This window comes from Streptomyces sp. NPDC034037 (genome assembly GCF_055575715.1).
The window spans coordinates 157,500-174,454 of record NZ_JBVISC010000011.1; the positions used below are offsets into that span (position 1 = coordinate 157,500).

Annotated in this window: 14 protein-coding genes; 11 read left to right on the forward strand and 3 right to left on the reverse strand. The window is 74.2% G+C overall.

Going from position 1 to position 16,955, the window contains the following annotated elements; genetic code table 11:
- Window positions 1-226 precede the first annotated feature (226 nt).
- The 3 genes from ACZ516_RS30555 to ACZ516_RS30565 all read left to right on the forward strand — a co-directional run bounded on the left by ACZ516_RS30555 (window position 227) and on the right by ACZ516_RS30565 (window position 3,534).
- A complete protein-coding gene (locus ACZ516_RS30555) occupies window positions 227-1,075 on the forward strand; it encodes a GNAT family N-acetyltransferase (RefSeq protein WP_358587976.1) in 849 nt (282 codons plus the stop codon).
- Between the two features lie 64 nt (window positions 1,076-1,139).
- Window positions 1,140-1,682 carry a GNAT family N-acetyltransferase gene (locus ACZ516_RS30560; RefSeq protein ID WP_358587979.1) on the forward strand — a complete coding sequence of 181 codons (543 nt, stop codon included), beginning with the start codon at window positions 1,140-1,142 and terminating at the stop codon, window positions 1,680-1,682.
- 157 nt (window positions 1,683-1,839) lie between these two features.
- The gene (locus tag ACZ516_RS30565; protein ID WP_361083366.1) at window positions 1,840-3,534 is read left to right on the forward strand and encodes a proline--tRNA ligase; all 1,695 of its coding nucleotides are present in this window, start codon (window positions 1,840-1,842) and stop codon (window positions 3,532-3,534) included.
- A gap of 212 nt (window positions 3,535-3,746) precedes the next feature.
- Here the strand turns inward: ACZ516_RS30565 and ACZ516_RS30570 are convergent, their stop codons facing one another.
- From ACZ516_RS30570 to ACZ516_RS30580, 3 genes are read right to left on the reverse strand one after another with little or no spacing between them, the layout of a single operon-like run.
- Entirely contained in the window at window positions 3,747-4,646 is a 900-nt protein-coding gene (locus ACZ516_RS30570; RefSeq protein WP_469012780.1) for an aminoglycoside phosphotransferase family protein, read from the reverse strand.
- Window positions 4,647-4,672: 26 nt separating this feature from the next.
- Complete coding sequence (locus tag ACZ516_RS30575; protein WP_358587985.1) at window positions 4,673-5,137, reverse strand: ferritin-like domain-containing protein; 465 nt, start codon at window positions 5,135-5,137, stop codon at window positions 4,673-4,675.
- Complete coding sequence (locus ACZ516_RS30580) at window positions 5,134-5,655, reverse strand: hypothetical protein (RefSeq protein WP_361083371.1); 522 nt, start codon at window positions 5,653-5,655, stop codon at window positions 5,134-5,136. The genes ACZ516_RS30575 and ACZ516_RS30580 overlap by 4 nt, the downstream gene beginning before the upstream one ends.
- Window positions 5,656-5,889: 234 nt before the next feature.
- Between ACZ516_RS30580 and rimP the strand changes: the two genes are divergently transcribed.
- The 8 genes from rimP (at window position 5,890) to ACZ516_RS30620 (ending at window position 16,952) form a co-directional block, all read left to right on the forward strand.
- A complete protein-coding gene (gene rimP, locus ACZ516_RS30585) occupies window positions 5,890-6,387 on the forward strand; it encodes a ribosome maturation factor RimP (protein ID WP_358587990.1) in 498 nt (165 codons plus the stop codon).
- Window positions 6,388-6,389: 2 nt separating this feature from the next.
- A complete protein-coding gene (gene nusA / locus ACZ516_RS30590; RefSeq protein ID WP_125515430.1) occupies window positions 6,390-7,379 on the forward strand; it encodes a transcription termination factor NusA in 990 nt (329 codons plus the stop codon).
- Between the two features lie 155 nt (window positions 7,380-7,534).
- Window positions 7,535-7,825 (forward strand): YlxR family protein, encoded by a 291-nt coding sequence (locus ACZ516_RS30595; RefSeq protein ID WP_358587995.1) that lies wholly within the window; start codon window positions 7,535-7,537, stop codon window positions 7,823-7,825.
- Between the two features lie 146 nt (window positions 7,826-7,971).
- On the forward strand, window positions 7,972-11,097 hold the full coding sequence (gene infB / locus ACZ516_RS30600; RefSeq protein ID WP_358913819.1) for a translation initiation factor IF-2: 3,126 nt from the start codon (window positions 7,972-7,974) through the stop codon (window positions 11,095-11,097).
- A gap of 160 nt (window positions 11,098-11,257) precedes the next feature.
- The gene (locus ACZ516_RS30605) at window positions 11,258-11,551 is read left to right on the forward strand and encodes a DUF503 domain-containing protein (RefSeq protein ID WP_361083374.1); all 294 of its coding nucleotides are present in this window, start codon (window positions 11,258-11,260) and stop codon (window positions 11,549-11,551) included.
- 51 nt (window positions 11,552-11,602) lie between these two features.
- Window positions 11,603-12,061, forward strand: coding sequence for a 30S ribosome-binding factor RbfA (gene rbfA / locus ACZ516_RS30610; RefSeq protein ID WP_358590395.1), 459 nt, complete (start codon window positions 11,603-11,605; stop codon window positions 12,059-12,061).
- Entirely contained in the window at window positions 12,058-12,960 is a 903-nt protein-coding gene (gene truB / locus ACZ516_RS30615) for a tRNA pseudouridine(55) synthase TruB (protein WP_358590398.1), read from the forward strand. The genes rbfA and truB overlap by 4 nt, the downstream gene beginning before the upstream one ends.
- A gap of 287 nt (window positions 12,961-13,247) precedes the next feature.
- Window positions 13,248-16,952, forward strand: coding sequence for a trypsin-like peptidase domain-containing protein (locus tag ACZ516_RS30620; RefSeq protein WP_469012786.1), 3,705 nt, complete (start codon window positions 13,248-13,250; stop codon window positions 16,950-16,952).
- The last annotated feature ends 3 nt before the right edge of the window (window positions 16,953-16,955 follow it).

The window sequence follows — 16,955 nt, forward strand, 5'->3', positions numbered from 1 at the left end:
CGCTGCCCCGGGGTAAACGGACGAGCGGGAGCCCCCCCGCCCCTACGGCACCGAGTCGACCCCGGGTAAACGGGTGGGTGGGTGGGAGACCCGCCGCGAAGCGGCAAAAGCCCCTAGGCAGAGGGAGAGCCACCCCCACTACGGGCGGACGAAAGGCGCCCCGCACAAGGCGCCCCCGCCAGGTACAGTGCGGAGATCAGCAAACCGTATGGTGAGGCCCCCGCACGTGTTGACTCAGACCACCACCAGGGTCCTCGACCCGAGTGACCTGGACGCCGCGCTCGCCGTGCTCGACCGCGAGCCGGTCACGAACGCCTTCGTGACCGCCCGCGTCCAGGTGGCCGGCCTCGACCCCTGGCGCCTCGGCGGCGAGATGTGGGGCTGGTACGAGGACGGCATGCTGGCGTCCCTGTGCTACGCGGGAGCGAACCTCGTCCCGATCTGCGCGACCCCGCGAGCCGTCCGCGGCTTCGCCGACCGCGCCCGCAGGGCCGGTCGCCGCTGCTCCTCGATCGTGGGCCCCGCGACCCCCACCGCCCAGCTGTGGCGCCTCCTGGAACCCTCCTGGGGCCCCGCCCGCGAGGTCCGCGCCCGCCAGCCCCTGATGGTCGCCGACCGGCTCCCGGACGACATCGCCCCCGATCCGCGCGTCCGACGCGTCCGCAAGGACGAGATGGACACGATCATGCCCGCCTGCGTGGCGATGTTCACCGAGGAGGTCGGCGTCTCGCCGATGGCCGGCGACGGCGGCCTGCTCTACCAGGCGCGCGTCGCGGAACTGGTCGGCTCGGGCCGCTCGTTCGCCCGCCTCGACGACGACGGCAAGGTCGTCTTCAAGGCGGAGATCGGCGCCGTGACGCCCCACGCCTGCCAGGTCCAGGGCGTCTGGGTGGCGCCCGAGTACCGCGGCCAAGGCCTCGCGGCCCCCGGCATGGCGGCCGTCCTGCGCTACGCCCTCGCGGACATCGCCCCCGTCGCGAGCTTGTACGTCAACGACTTCAACACCGCGGCCAGAGCCGCGTACCGACGCGTCGGCTTCCAGGAGGTCGGCGCGTTCATGAGCGTCCTGTTCTGACGCCGCCCGCCGCCGCCCGAGCGCCCTGTTCAGAAGCGCGGCAGCGCCAAGTAGGGTCGGCCCCATGACTGACGACGTCGTGATCGGGCCGATCGACCTCGCCGCGCGGGTGGACGAAGCGCTGGACGTCCAGGCCCACGCCTTCGGGCTGAGCGACGAGGAGGTGGCCGTGCGGCGCCAGATCGTCCTGCGCCACCTCACCTACCGTGGCGCCCGCTCGTTCGGCGCGACCACGCCCGACGACCGGCTCGTCGGCTTCGTCTACGGCATGCCCAACGACCGCCACCACTGGTGGTCGACGGTCGTCGAGCCCTACCTGCGCGGCCGGGACCTGGACGACTGGCTCGACGACTCCTTCGTCATCACCGAACTCCACGTGCGCCCCGGCCACCAGAACCTCGGCATCGGCCGGGCGCTGATCACCACCATCACGGAGGGCGTCGCCGAGCCCCGCTCGATCCTCTCCGCGATCGACGTCGAGAGCCCGGCCCGCGGCCTGTACCGCTCCCTCGGCTACACGGACTTGGCGCGCCGCGTGCTCTTCCCGAGCGCCGCCAAGCCGTACGCCGTGATGGGCGCCCCGCTGCCCCTGCCGCGCCGCGTCTGAGACGAGGAGGGCCGGGGTCCGAAGGAGAACCGGCCGGGGCCCGGACCCAAACCGATTTCCGCCCGCGCCCGCGCCCCGGCTAACCTCCTGTTCATTACCCTCCCCACGCTCTCGGCCGTGCCGAGCAGAGGGGACCCCCTTGTAGCAGGAGTTGATCATGGCCCAGGTCCAGCGCATGTCCCGATTGATGGTCAAGACACTGCGCGACGACCCCGCGGACGCCGAGACGCTCAACCACAAGCTCCTCGTCCGGGCCGGCTACGTCCGCCGTACCGCCGCCGGCATCTGGACCTGGCTGCCGCTCGGCAAGAAGGTCTACGAGAACATCGCCCGCGTGGTGCGCGAGGAGATGGACGCCATCGGCGGCCAGGAGGTGCTCCTCCCGGCGCTGCTGCCCAAGGAGCCCTACGAGGCGTCCGGCCGCTACGAGGAGTACGGCGACCTGCTCTTCCGCCTCAAGGACCGCAAGGGCGCCGAATACCTCCTCGGCCCGACCCACGAGGAGATCTTCACCCAGGTCGTCAAGGACCAGTGCTCGTCCTACAAGGACCTGCCGGTGATCCTCTACCAGATCCAGACCAAGTACCGCGACGAGGCCCGCCCCCGCGCCGGCGTGCTGCGCGGCCGCGAGTTCCAGATGAAGGACTCGTACTCCTTCGACACCACCGACGAGGGCCTCGCCGAGTCCTACGCCCTGCACCGCGGCGCCTACCAGCGCATCTTCGAGCGCCTCGGTCTCGACTACCGCATCGTGTCCGCCGTCGCGGGCGCCATGGGCGGCTCGAAGTCCGAGGAGTTCCTCGCCCCGGCCCCGGCCGGCGAGGACACCTTCGTGGACTGCCCGGCGTGCGACTACGCCGCCAACACGGAGGCCGTCACCTTCGCGCTCGCCCCGGTCGACGGCTCCGCGCACGGCCCCGCCGAGGAGCTGGACACCCCCGACACCCCGACCATCGAGACCCTCGCCGAGCACCTCGGCGTCCCCGCGTCGGCGACCCTGAAGAACCTCCTGGTCAAGGTCGACGGCGAGATCGTGGCCGTCGGCGTCCCCGGCGACCGCGAGGTCGACCTCGGCAAGCTCGGCGAGCACCTGGCCCCGGCCGAGGTCGAGCTGGTCACCGCCGAGGACTTCGAGGGCCGCGACGACCTCGTACGCGGCTACGTCGGCCCGCAGGGCCTGGGCAAGGTCCGCTACATCGCCGACCCGCGCATCGCGCCCGGCACGGCCTGGATCACCGGCGCCAACAAGCAGGACACCCACGCCAAGAACGTCGTGTGCGGCCGTGACTTCGAGGTCGACGACTACCTGGACGTCGTCGTGGTCGAAGAGGGCGACCCGTGCCCCAACTGCGGCACCGGCCTCAAGCTGGACCGCGCCATCGAGATCGGCCACATCTTCCAGCTCGGCCGCAAGTACGCCGACACCTTCCAGCTCGACGTCCTCGGCAAGGAGGGCAAGCCGGTCCGCGTGACCATGGGCTCCTACGGCATCGGCGTCTCCCGCGCGGTGGCGGCGCTCGCCGAGCAGACCGCCGACGACAAGGGCCTGTGCTGGCCCAAGGAGGTCGCCCCCGCCGACGTCCACGTGGTCGCCGCGGGCAAGGCCCTTCAGACGGAGCTGGCCCTGGACGTCGCCGAGCAGCTCGGCGCCGCGGGCGCCCGCGTCCTGGTGGACGACCGCGCCGGGGTCTCCCCGGGCGTGAAGTTCACCGACGCCGAGCTGATCGGTGTCCCGCAGATCCTCGTCGCGGGCCGCCGCTCCGCCGAGGGCGTCGTGGAACTGAAGGACCGCCGCACGGGCGAGCGCGAGGAACTGACGGTCGCGGAGGCCGTCGCCCGCCTCACCGCGTAGGGAAAGCACCCTGGGGGGCGCGGGGAACTGCGCGACCGGCCACACCCGTCCCGCAGCCTCCGCACCCCCGGGCCAACGGCTCACGCCCCCGGGGGGCAACGGCTCACGCCCCCGGGGTCGACGGCTCAGCCCTTCCGGGTCGACGGCTCACGCCCCCGGGGTCGACGGCTCAGGCCCTCCGGGTCAACGGCCCACGCCCCCGGACCAACCGCTCACAACCACCCGGCGAACTCCAGCAGCAGCTCCGCGTCCTGTCCGCGCCCCACGCGCAGTGCCCGCACGCCGGACTCCACGGCCCGGAACAGCGTCCACCCCCGCAGCCGCTCCTGGTCCACCTCCAGGGACTCCGCGAGCTTCTTCACGCGCCGCCGCGTGATCGACGCGCCGGACGGCGAGGCGATCAGGTCCTCCACCCGGTCCCGGACGAGCCGCGCCAGGTCGAACGCGGGGTCACCGACCACCGGGTCGGGCCCCACGGCCAGCCACGGCATCCGCTCCCCGGCCAGCACCTTGCTCTGCCGGAACGTGCCGTGCAGCAACCGCGGCTCCCCGCCCCCGGCGAGCAACTCCTCCCGCGCCGCGAGCGCCGCGTCGACCAGCGGCGCGACGTCCGCGTCCGCGGCGGCGGAGGCCCGCATCGCCTCGGCCTGGCGCCCGGTCCGCTCGGCGACGGTCTCGAAACGGTGCCCGGTGGGCGGCGCGGCCCACAGCCGCCGCAGCGTCCCCGCGGCCTCCAGCAGCGCCTTGGCCTCGGGCAGCGACCGCACCGAGACGTCACGGTGCAGCCGTTCGAGGAGCAGCGCGCCGTCCGAGGACTCGGGGTCGAGCAGCCGGGCCGCGCCGAGCCCGGCCCAGTGCGCGAGGGCGGCCCGCTCGCTCTGCGGGCGGGAGCGGGGCGGCACCAGCTTGAGCACGGCGGGCGTACCGTCGGCCCGGCGCACCAGCACGACCAGGCCGCTGCGCCCGCCGGGGACATGGACTCGCTCGACGGTCAACTCGCGCAGCGCGACGGCCCGTTCCACCGCCTCGGGCAGCTGCTCCAGCCAGTCGTCGCCGGGCTGCGCCGTCTCGCGGAGTGCGGTGACGAGGCGCCGCGGCGTTTCGAAAGCCATGCGCGAGTTGTTCCCTTCTGAGCGCGTTACGCCTTGGGTGTCGCCGGTGCCGACGCGGGTGACGTCCGCTCGGCGAGCCCAGGGAAGGCTACGCTCCCGCCCCGCCAGCGCGCCGCCCGGACCGCCGCCTCGCGCAGCGCCCGGGCGGCGGTGTCACGCCGGTGGCCCGAGGAGGCGCGTACGAGATCGGAGTAGACGCCGGCGAGGCGGTCCTCCAGTTCGGTGGCGAGCCGGGCGGCGGCGGGGGCGTCCGGGACCGGGAAGGGCAGGGCGTAGGCGGCGTCCGCGGGCTGCGGCTCGGCGCCCAGGTCGCGCACGGCGCGCTGCAGCGCGTCGCGCCGTGCGCGATGCGCGTCGTACGCCGTGCGCGCCTCGTCCCTGCGCCCCTCGCCGATCCGGGCGCCGACGACGCCGTAGCCGTACACGGCGGCGTGCTCGGCGCCCAGGGCGGCCTGGACGGCCTTCAGCTCCTCGTCCTTGGCCTCGCTCACTTGTCCCCCTCCGTCAGCAGATACGCGTGGGCGGCCCCCGCGGCGGCCACCGAGGCGAGCAGCCTCGCCTGTTCGGCCGGGGCGTCGACCAGCGCCGCCCCCCGCCGGTCGGCCAGCTGCCGCTCGGCCTCGGCGAGTTCCCGTACCGCCTTCTTGGGATCCGAGGAGACCGCGGGCGCGGGGGAGGCGGCACCGCGCGCGGTCGGCGCGGGCGCCGGCGCGCGGCCGTCCGCGAACGCCTCGGCGTGCTTGTCCACCTCGGCCCGCAGCGGCCGCAGCCGCCCGGCGAGCGAGGGGTGGGCGGCCAGTACGGCGTCGTAGCGCGTGAGCAGTTCCCGGCTGTCCTTGGCCGCCGCGGCGCGCAGGCGGCGCGCGGCGGAGCGCTCCTCGGCGCCGGGATCCGCGGCGTCCGAACAGCCCGTGAGCAGCGCCGCGGACGCGACACCGGCGGCCCCGGCGAGCAGGCTCCTGCGGCGCGGTCGCGGGCGGGACCGTGGGGCGGTGGGGTACGACGGCACGGCAGACGTCCTCGGAAGGAAGGCCAAAAGGCGCGAGCGAGAAGGAAGGAGGTGGGCGCGGGCCCGGTGATCACCGTACCTTCGGACGGTGTCCGTACGTGTGAGCGGCTCGGCGCCGACCGGGGCACGACCCCCAGGTGGGCGGCGACACCCCTTCGGACCGGATACCCTTTGACCTGACACGCAGACTTGCAACGCACCCACAACAGCACACGCGGCCGAGGAGTCACCCGGATGAGCACCACCCAGAGCGAGAGGCTGCGGCAACTACTGGAACCGCTCGTCAGCTCCCAGGACCTGGATCTCGAAGAGATCGAAGTGGCCTCGGTCGGACGCAAGCGTGTGCTGAGAGTCGTGATCGACTCCGAGGACGGCGTGGATCTGGACCAGATCGCGGAAGTGAGCCGCCTGCTCTCCGCGAAGCTCGACGAGACCGACGCGATGGGCGAGGGCGAGTACGACCTGGAGGTCGGTTCCCCCGGTGCCGAGCGCGCGCTGAGCGAGCACCGCCACTACGTGCGCGCCGTCGGCCGCCTGGTGCGTTTCCAGCTCACCGAGGGCGGCGAGGTGACCGCCCGCATCCTCACCGTGGACGACGAGGGACTCGACCTCGAGGTGCCCGGCGTGAAGGGCCGCAAGGCCACCTCCCGCCGCCTGGCCTTCGGCGAGATCGACAAGGCGCGTGTGCAGGTCGAGTTCAACCGCAAGGACAAGAAGGAAGAGGAGGCGTAGCCGTGGACATCGACATGAGTGCCCTGCGGGGTCTGGTCCGGGAGAAGGAGATCTCCTTCGACCTCCTCGTCGAGGCGATCGAGTCGGCCCTCCTCATCGCCTACCACCGCACCGAGGGAAGCTTCCGTCGTGCCCGGGTGAAGCTGGACCGCGAGAGCGGCCACGTCACGGTGTGGGCGACGGAGGACCCGGCGGACCTCGAAGAGGGCCAGGAGGCCAAGGAGTTCGACGACACCCCGTCCGACTTCGGCCGCATCGCCGCGACGACCGCCAAGCAGGTCATCCTGCAGCGGCTGCGCGACGCCCAGGACGACGCGACGCTCGGCGAGTACGCGGGGCGCGAGGGCGACATCGTCACCGGCGTGGTCCAGCAGGGCCGCGACCCGAAGAACGTGCTGGTCGACATCGGCAAGCTGGAGGCCATCCTGCCGGTGCAGGAGCAGGTCCCCGGCGAGGAGTACCCCCACGGGATGCGCCTGCGCAGCTACGTCGTCCGGGTGGCCAAGGGTGTCCGCGGTCCGTCCGTGACGCTGTCGCGCACGCACCCGAACCTGGTCAAGAAGCTCTTCGCGCTGGAGGTGCCCGAGATCGCCGACGGTTCCGTCGAGATCTCGGCCATCGCCCGCGAGGCCGGCCACCGCACCAAGATCGCCGTGCGTTCGACGCGCTCGGGGCTCAACGCCAAGGGCGCCTGCATCGGCCCGATGGGCAGCCGTGTGCGCAATGTCATGGCCGAGCTGAACGGCGAGAAGATCGACATCGTCGACTGGTCGGACGACCCGGCGGACATGGTCGCCCACGCGCTCTCCCCGGCCCGCGTCAGCAAGGTCGAGATCGTCGACCTCGGCGCCCGCTCGGCCCGCGTGACCGTGCCGGACTACCAGCTCTCGCTGGCCATCGGCAAGGAGGGGCAGAACGCCCGCCTGGCCGCCCGGCTCACCGGCTGGCGCATCGACATCAGGCCCGACACCGAGCAGCCCGCCGACCAGTAGCGGACCGGCACCACGGCCACCGGCGGACCCGCTCCGCCGACGGCCGCGGGAATAAATCCGGGCGCGCACCGCTTGGATCACGACAGTATGTGGCGAGTAGCCGTTCGATTCTTGCCCCAAAGGGGTGAGGTCGGTGCGGGGAGGTAGACTTAAGCGTGTCTGGCCGGACGCATGCCCGCGCATGCCCTGAGCGCACCTGTGTGGGGTGCCGGGAGCGAGCGGCCAAGAGCGATTTGCTGCGCATCGTGGCGATCGAGGGCGCCTGCGTCCCCGACCCAAGCGGTACGCTGCCCGGCCGGGGCGCCTATGTGCACCCCGCCCTGGTCTGTCTGGACCTGGCGGTCCGCCGCCGGGCGTTTCCGAGGGCCTTCCGGGCCCCGGGACCGTTCGGCACAGAGGCGTTGCGCCGCCTCGTCGAGACAGTTGCCGAGCAGGCAACACCGTAAGACGTGGTCGCACGGAACCCCGTGCGGCCTTGGTATTCCGCGAGTTGGAAGTAGGTCGAGATTGCGATGAGCACTCGATGAGCACGCGATGAGTACGCCCATGAAGTAGCGACGGTCCGGCGTAACCCGGACCTAAAAGGAGCGAAGTGGCTAAGGTCCGGGTATACGAACTCGCCAAGGAGTTCGGGGTAGAGAGCAAGGCCGTCATGGCCAAGCTTCAAGAACTCGGTGAATTCGTACGTTCGGCGTCCTCGACGATCGAGGCGCCCGTGGTACGCAAACTGACTGACGCATTCCAGCAGGGCGGCAGCGGCAAGTCCGCCGCCAAGCCCGGCGCGCCGCGCAAGCAGGCCGCCCCCAAGCCGCCGGCCCCCTCGGGCTCGGCGTCCCCCTCTCCCGCGCAGGCCGCCCGTCCGGGTCCGGCCGCGCCCAAGCCGCCGGCCCCCAAGCCCGCGGCCGAGAAGCCCGCGGCTTCTCCGGCGACTCCGGGCCCGCGCCCCGGCCCGAAGCCCCCGGCTCCCAAGCCGGCCCCGGCTTCCCCGGCGCCGACCACCCCGGAGTTCACGGCTCCGCCCGCCGCCCCGGCGGCGCCGGCCGCTCCGGCCGCCCCCGCCGCCCCCGCGGCGTCGCAGGCCCCGCGTCCGGCCGCGGCCCGTCCCGGCGCCCCCAAGCCCGGTGGCCGTCCGGCCCCCGGTCAGGGTGGCCAGGCCCAGGGCCAGGGCGGTCGTGGCGAGCGCCCCGAGCGCTCCCCGCGCCCCGGTGGCCAGGGCGCCCCGCGTCCCGGCGGTGCCCGCCCCGCGGGTCCGCGTCCGGGCAACAACCCGTTCACCTCTGGTGGCTCCACCGGCATGGCGCGCCCCCAGGCGCCCCGTCCCGGCGGCGCCCCGCGTCCCGGCGGCCAGGGTGGCCCCGGCGGCGCCCCGCGCCCGCAGGGCCAGGGCGGCCCCGGTGGCGCCCCGCGTCCGCAGGGTCAGGGCGGCGCCCGTCCGACCCCGGGCGGCATGCCCCGCCCGCAGGCGCCTCGTCCCGGCGGCGGTCCCGCCGGTAACCGTCCGAACCCGGGCATGATGCCGCAGCGTCCCGCCGCGGGCCCGCGTCCCGGTGGTGGCCCCGGCGGTGGCCGTGGTCCCGGTGGCGGCGGCGGTCGCCCGGGTGGCGGCGCCGGTCGTCCCGGTGGCGGCGGCTTCGCCGGCCGTCCGGCCGGTCCCGGTGGTGGCGGCGGCGGCTTCGCCGGCCGTCCCGGCGGTCCCGGTGGCGGCGGCGCTGGTCGTCCCGGCGGTGGCGGTGGCTTCGGCGGCCGTCCCGGCTTCGGTGGACGTCCCGGTGGCCCCGGTGCCCGTGGTGGCACGCAGGGCGCGTTCGGCCGTCCCGGCGGGCCCGCCCGTCGTGGCCGCAAGTCGAAGCGGCAGAGGCGCCAGGAGTACGAGGCCATGCAGGCCCCGTCGGTCGGCGGCGTCATGCTGCCTCGCGGCAACGGACAGACCGTCCGCCTGTCGCGCGGTGCCTCGCTCACCGACTTCGCCGAGAAGATCAACGCCAACCCGGCGTCGCTCGTCGGCGTGATGATGAACCTCGGCGAGATGGTCACCGCCACGCAGTCCGTCTCCGACGAGACGCTGAAGCTCCTCGCGGACGAGATGAACTTCGTCCTGGAGATCGTCAGCCCGGAGGAGGAGGACCGCGAGCTCCTGGAGTCGTTCTCCATCGAGTTCGGCGAGGACGAGGGCGGCGAGGAGATGCTCGTCTCCCGTCCGCCGGTCGTCACCGTCATGGGTCACGTCGACCACGGCAAGACCCGCCTGCTCGACGCCATCCGCAAGACGAACGTCGTCGCGGGCGAGGCCGGTGGCATCACCCAGCACATCGGTGCCTACCAGGTCGCGACCGAGGTCAACGGCGAAGAGCGCGCCATCACCTTCATCGACACCCCCGGTCACGAGGCGTTCACCGCCATGCGTGCCCGTGGTGCGAAGTCCACCGACATCGCGATCCTCGTGGTCGCGGCGAACGACGGTGTGATGCCGCAGACGATCGAGGCGCTGAACCACGCCAAGGCGGCCGACGTGCCGATCGTGGTCGCGGTCAACAAGATCGACGTCGAGGGTGCCGACCCGGTCAAGGTGCGCGGTCAGCTCACCGAGTTCGGTCTGGTGGCCGAGGAGTACGGCGGCGACACGATGTTCGTCGACATCTCCGCGCGCCAGGGCCTCAACATCGAGCAGCTGCTCGAAGCCGTGGTCCTGACCGCGGACGCCTCGCTCGACCTGCGGGCCAACCCGGAGCAGGACGCGCAGGGCATCGCCATCGAGGCCCACCTCGACAAGGGCCGCGGCGCCGTCGCGACCGTCCTCGTCCAGCGCGGTACCCTCCGCGTCGGCGACACGATGGTCGCCGGTGACGCCTACGGCCGAGTCCGCGCGATGCTCGACGACAAGGGCGAGAACGTGGAGGAGGCGACCCCGTCGACTCCGGTCCTCGTGCTCGGTCTCACCAACGTCCCGGGCGCGGGCGACAACTTCCTGGTCGTCGACGAGGACCGTACGGCCCGTCAGATCGCCGAGAAGCGTGCCGCCCGTGAGCGCAACGCCGCGTTCGCCAAGCGCACCCGCCGGGTGTCCCTCGAGGACCTCGACCAGGTGCTCAAGGCGGGCCTGGTCCAGGACCTCAACATCATCATCAAGGGCGACGCGTCCGGTTCGGTGGAGGCTCTCGAGTCCTCGCTGCTCCAGCTCGACGTCGGCGAAGAGGTCGACATCCGCGTCCTGCACCGCGGTGTGGGTGCGGTCACCGAGTCGGACATCGACCTGGCGATGGGCTCCGACGCCATCGTCATCGGCTTCAACGTCCGCGCGGCCGGCCGTGCCGCGCAGATGGCGGAGCGCGAGGGCGTCGACGTCCGCTACTACTCGGTGATCTACCAGGCCATCGAGGAGATCGAGGCGGCCCTCAAGGGCATGCTCAAGCCGGAGTACGAGGAGGTCGAGCTCGGCACCGCGGAGATCCGCGAGGTCTTCCGCTCGTCCAAGCTCGGCAACATCGCCGGTGTCCTCATCCGCTCGGGCGAGGTCAAGCGCAACACCAAGGCACGCCTCCTGCGCGACGGCAAGGTCATCGCGGAGAACCTCAACATCGAGGGTCTGCGCCGCTTCAAGGACGACGTCACCGAGATCCGCGAAGGGTTCGAGGGCGGTATCAACCTCGGCAACTTCAACGACATCAAGATCGACGACGTCATCGCGACGTACGAGATGCGCGAGAAGCCGCGCGGCTGATCGACTGCCTCACCGCAGTCCGATGCGCGCGGTGGTGTCGGGGCCGGTCGACGGGGGAAATCCCGTCGATCGGCCCCGGCCGTTGCGTGTACGGTTCTGGTGTCCCCGCCAAGTGGTTGGCGGGGCGCCGACCCCGTACCGGCGGGACATCCGGACACACATGTATGTGGGGACTCTGTCCTTCGACCTGCTCCTCGGCGACGTACATTCGCTGAAGGAGAAACGCTCCGTCGTCCGCCCGATCGTCGCCGAGCTCCAGCGCAAGTACGCGGTGAGCGTGGCGGAGGTGGGCGGTCACGACCTGCACCGCAGGGCCGAGATCGGCCTCGCCGCGGTGTCGGGCGACTGGGGCCATCTCACGGACGTACTGGACCGGTGCGAGCGCCTGGTCGCCGCCCGGCCCGAAGTGGAGCTGCTGTCGGCCAGACGGCGGCTGCACGGCGACGACGACTGAACAACAGCAAGACAAGCCCAGGGAATGCCCGGGGATAAGGGAGACGGAGCAGTGGCCGACAACGCGCGGGCGAAAAGGCTGGCGGACCTCATCCGGGAGGTGGTTGCCCAGAAGCTGCAGCGCGGGATCAAGGACCCGCGGCTCGGGACGCATGTGACGATCACGGACACCCGGGTGACCGGCGACCTGCGGGAGGCCACGGTCTTCTACACGGTCTACGGCGACGACGAGGACCGCGCGGCCGCGGCCGCCGGCCTGGAGAGCGCCAAGGGCGTCCTCCGTTCGGCGGTGGGCCAGGCCGCGGGCGTGAAGTTCACGCCGACGCTGGCCTTCGTGGCCGACGCCCTGCCGGACAACGCCCGGGCCATCGAGGACCTCCTCGACAAGGCGCGGATGTCCGACGAGAAGGTCCGGGAGGTCTCCGCGGGCGCCGAGTTCGCGGGCGACGCCGACCCGTACAAGAAGCCCGAGGACGACGCAGACGAGACGGACGGCGACGCCCGCGCATGAGCAGCACCACAACGCCGGACGGACTTGTCATCGTCGACAAGCCGTCCGGCTTCACTTCGCACGACGTGGTGGCCAAGATGCGCGGGATCGCCAGAACCCGCCGCGTCGGACACGCGGGCACCCTCGACCCGATGGCCACGGGTGTCCTCGTGCTCGGCGTCGAGCGCGCCACCAAGCTCCTCGGTCACCTGGCGCTGACCGAGAAGGAGTACCTGGGCACCATCCGCCTCGGCCAGGACACCCTCACCGACGACGCCGAGGGCGAGATCACCTCGTCGGCCGACGCCTCGAAGATCACCCGCGAGGCGATCGACGCGGGCATCGCCAAACTCTCCGGCGACATCATGCAGGTGCCCTCCAAGGTCAGCGCCATCAAGATCGACGGCAAGCGGTCGTACGCGCGCGCCCGCAAGGGCGAGGACTTCGAGATCCCGGCCCGGCCGGTGACCGTCTCCGCCTTCACGGTGTACGACGTCCGCGACGCCGTCGCCGAGGACGGCACCCCCGTCCTCGACCTGGTCGTCTCCGTCGTCTGCTCCTCGGGCACCTACATCCGGGCGCTCGCCCGCGACCTCGGTGCCGGCCTCGGCGTCGGCGGCCATCTGACCGCGCTGCGCCGCACCCGCGTCGGCCCGTACAAGCTGGACACGGCCAAGACCCTCGACCAGCTCCAGGAGGAGCTGACCGTGATGCCGGTGGCCGAGGCCGCGCGGCAGGCCTTCCCGCGCTGGGACGTGGACGACAAGCGCGGCCGGCTGCTGCTCAACGGCGTGCGGATCGACATGCCCGAGGAGTACGCGGGGGCGGGCGCCGTCGCCGTCTTCGACCAGGAGGGCCGCTTCCTGGTCCTGGCGGAGGAGTCGCGGGGCAAGGCCAAGAGCCTGGCCGTCTTCGCCTGAGCCGGTCCGCCGGCCTCCCGCTTCGGCGTGCGGCGGCGGCGTCTCGCTCCGGGGGGCGCCGGCATCCCGCTTCGTCGTGGAGCGGCGGACCTCCGTACGCCGCTCCACGCTCCCCCCACCATTCCCCCACTCAAGGTCTATCCACCGCGCCGCCCCGATTCACCCCTTCGGACAGGCGCTCGGAGTGAACCGAGGGAGCGGAAGGGGGCGCGTTCGCACCGCGTCCTGTCCGGCCGATCACCGCCGACCTACGGTCGGGACACGGGGAACAGCCGGGAGGTTCGAGCATGGCGGGACGGGGTCCGCGGGCCGCAGGCGCCGGGGACACCGCGGGCGCGGGGGAGCGGGGCGCCTCCGCGGCGCTCGACCGTGCCCTAGTACGGGTGTGCGACCCGGCGGGCCGCCCCCGAGGCACCGGATTCGCCGCCGACGAGCACGGCACGGTCATCACCAGTCATGAGGCCGTCGACGGACTCGCCGGAATCGTCCTGCACGCCCCGGGCGGGCGCACCTGCGTGGTGGCCGCCGACGCCGTGGTGGCGCTGCCCGACACCGATCTCGCGCTCGTGCGCACCGAGGGGCTGGGACTGCGTCCCCTGCCCCTGAGCGTGCGCGACACCGTGCCGACCGGGACCTATGTGCGGATCGCCGCGCTCGGCTGGCGCGAGGCCCGCGTCCTCGGCTGCTCCCCGGTCACGTACCCGGCGACCGACCGCCTCCACCTGCTCGGCACCGCCCTGGGGCTGGCGATCGGCACGGAGGGCGCCGACGCGCTGCGGCGCGGCCGCGGGGCCGCGGGCGGACCGGTGGTGGACGCCTCGTCCGGCGCGGTCCTCGCCGTCCTCGGCACCGCGCTGCTGCCTCAGGAGCCCGCCCCCGGCCCGCTGGGCGAGGCGCCCGTCACCCACCGCCCGCCCGGCTTCGCGATCCCGCTGCGGGAGGCGGCCGCCGCCGACCCGGGCGGCCCGCTCGCCGCGCTCGTCGCCCGCAACGCCGCGACCGTGCCCGCGTACGGCGCCGACCTCAACCTGGCGGGCGCCTTGCACCTGACGGCCACGTCCGCGGGGTCCGACGGGCCCCGCGCCACCCGGCCCGACCCCGTCGAACGGCCGGCCGTGGCGCGGGAGTTCACCCTCTTCACCGACGGCCCGGCGCACGTGCTCGGCCTCGTCGGCGACCCGGGCACAGGGCGTACGACGGAGCTGGCCGCGCTCGCCGCCCGACGGGCCAGGGGCGCCGAGCCGGCCCCCACCCTGTGGCTGCGCGGCGCCGACCTGCGGCACACCGACACGGGCATCGGCGACGCGGTGGAGCGGGCCCTGGACCGGGCCGGCCGCATCCTCGCGGCCGCGCGGGAGGCACCGGGCGGCGACCACCAGGCGGACGTCTCGGCGGACCGCGTGGCACGGCTCGCGCGGGACGCGGGGCGGCCCCTGCTGTTGCTGCTCGACGGGCCCGAGGAGATGCCGCCCGCGCTCGCCCACCGCCTCGCCGCGTGGAGCCAGGGCACGGCAGCGTGGTTGCGGGAGACGGGCGCCCGCCTCGTGATCGCCTGCCGGGCCGAGTACTGGGAGCAGGCGGGGGCCCACTTCGACGGGGCGCTGCTGCACGGCGCGTCGGGTGAGGAGGGGCTACGCGCGCCCGGCGCCCGCGGTCCCGGCCCGGCCGCGTTCCCTGCGTGCGTGCGCCTCGACGACCTGCCGGAAGCGCGGGCCCGCCGGGCCCGCGCACGGTACGGCATCCCGGACGGGGCGCTCACCGGCGCCGACGCGCGGCATCCGCTGACGCTGCGGCTCCTCTCCGAGGTGCGGGCCGCCCTGCGCGACGCGCCACCGCCCGGCACCCCCGGCCGGGAAGAGGTCTTCGCCGCCTACCTGGACCTGCTGTGCCTCCGGGTCGCCGTGCGCCTCGCGGCGCCGAACGGCCTGCGCGGCACAGCCGTACGCCGGCTCGCGGCGAAGGTGGCCGGGCAGGTCCACGAGGCGGCACGGCGCTGCCTGGGGCCGGGCCAGGGGGAGCTGGACCGCGCGTCCTTCGAGGCGCTCTTCCCCTGGGGCGCGCTCCCCGGCGCCCACGGCTGCACCGGGTGGGCCCCGGCCGTGCTGACGGAAGGGCTGCTGGTGCCGGCGGGCGCGGGCTACCGCTTCGCGCACGAAGAGGTGGCCGACTGGCTTCAGGGCGCCCACCTGGACGTGGACGGCGCGCTGGCCTGCCTGGTCCACCGGCACCGGCGAACCGCGCGCTCCCCGGTGGTCCCCGAGCAGCGCGGCCGAGGACCCGCCGCCACCCGCCCGATCCCGGTGCCGCGCCACCGTGTCGGCCCCGTGATCCAGGCCCTGCTGTCGCTCGGCCGCCAGCGGGGGCCTGCCGAACTGGACGAGCGGCTGCGGGAGTTGACGCACGCGCTGGCCGACCTCACGGCACAGGCGCCGGACCGCGAGGCGGACGCCGCCGCTGACGCCCGGTGGTGGGCCGCGCACCTGCTGCGCGGCGTACTGGTGCGCGTGCCGGACGCGGCGGCCCACTTCCCGGTGCTCGAAGCGCTGGCCGAGCGCGGGGAGTTCGAGGCCGCCTTCTGGCTGGCGCTGCCGCTCGGGCCGGCGGAACGCTTCGCGCTGCTGCGGCGGCGCATCGTCCGCGACGGGCCGCCCGGCACCCCGGGCCGCTGCCTCGACGCCGTCGCCCGCCTCCTGGCCGCCGATCCCGTCGGCGTACCACGCCATCTGGTGGGTTGGTTCACCGACGCGCGGCCGCTGGACGCCGCGCCCGAGGCCACCGTGGCCTCCGCCGCCCAGGCACTGCTCCACACCCACCGGCGCCGGGCCGTCGACGACCTCACCGAAACCCTCGTCGACTGCGGCCACGCCCGCGCCGACGAGCTGCTCGCCGCCCTCGCCGAGGAGGAGCCCGCGGCCCTGTGCCGCGCCGTCGAGCGATGGGCGCGCGACGCGCGGCCCGACCGGCGCGCGGCCGCCGCCTCCCACGGCCCGCGAGCCGCCCGGCACACCACCGCCGACGCCGACCGCGCACGGCTGCGGAACGCGGCCCTCGCCCTGCTCGCCCGCCCCCGCGACGACGCCCTGCACGGCGCGGCGCTCGCCCTCCTCGTCCGCGACCCGACGACCCGCCCGCACCACCTGGCCCGCGCCCTTCGCCGCTTCGCCGCCGGCGACGCGCGCCTGCCCGCCGACGCCCTCGCCGAAGCCCTGACCACCCACCCCGAGCCGGTGCTCGCCGCGTTCGGCACCCGGCTGCACACGGCGGGCCCGGACGCCGACGACGTGCTGCGCCGCCTCCTCGACAGCACCACGCCCGCCCTCGCCTGCCGCGTCGCCGACCTGGTGCGGGACCTGCTGGAGGCCCGCCCCGAGACGGCCACCACCGCCGCCGCCCACCTCGACCACCTGCTCGAACAGCGTCCCGGAGCGCGCTCCGTCCTCCTCCCGCTGATCGCCGGTCTGCTGCGGAGCCGCCCCGCTCAGGTACGCGCCGCCCTCGCCCCCGTCCTCGCCGCCCGGGGCACCGCCGCCTCGCGGGAGCTGCGGGACGAGCTGCTCGACGTACTGCTCGCCAAGGAGCGCGAGCCGGCGGTCCTGGAGAGCGTGCTGCGGGCCGTCGCCCGGGAGGCGGTGCGGGGCGGCGAGGTCCGCGCCCGCGCGCGTGTGCACCGCGTCGGACTGCTCCTCGGGCGCACCCTGGAAGGCGCGGCCCGCTTCGACCGGTGCCTGGTCGAAGCGGCCCGTCGCGAGCCGCGCTTCGCCGCGCTCGTGGCGCACTGGCTCAGCGACGCACCCGGGGAGTGGGCCGCCCTGGCCGGCCCGAGCGCCTCCCGGACGATTCTCGGCCTCGCCCCCGGCGGCGCCCGGGTGCCGGCCCGGCCCGGAGTGACCCCCGCCACCCCCTCCGAAGAGACACCGATGGCGGAGGGGACCGGTCGGCATGGCAGTCTTAGACCTGCGCAATCGGCAATGGGTACGCACAGACGTACGTGACAT

Excerpts from the sequence above, each read along its gene's own strand:
- ACZ516_RS30560 (WP_358587979.1), top strand. The coding sequence starts at position 1,140 with ATGACTGACGACGTCGTGATCGGGCCGATCGACCTCGCCGCGCGGGTG.
- ACZ516_RS30565 (WP_361083366.1), top strand. The coding sequence starts at position 1,840 with ATGGCCCAGGTCCAGCGCATGTCCCGATTGATGGTCAAGACACTGCGC.
- ACZ516_RS30570 (WP_469012780.1), bottom strand. The coding sequence starts at position 4,646 with ATGGCTTTCGAAACGCCGCGGCGCCTCGTCACCGCACTCCGCGAGACG.
- rimP (WP_358587990.1), top strand. The coding sequence starts at position 5,890 with ATGAGCACCACCCAGAGCGAGAGGCTGCGGCAACTACTGGAACCGCTC.
- ACZ516_RS30605 (WP_361083374.1), top strand. The coding sequence starts at position 11,258 with ATGTATGTGGGGACTCTGTCCTTCGACCTGCTCCTCGGCGACGTACAT.
- truB (WP_358590398.1), top strand. The coding sequence starts at position 12,058 with ATGAGCAGCACCACAACGCCGGACGGACTTGTCATCGTCGACAAGCCG.
- ACZ516_RS30620 (WP_469012786.1), top strand. The coding sequence starts at position 13,248 with ATGGCGGGACGGGGTCCGCGGGCCGCAGGCGCCGGGGACACCGCGGGC.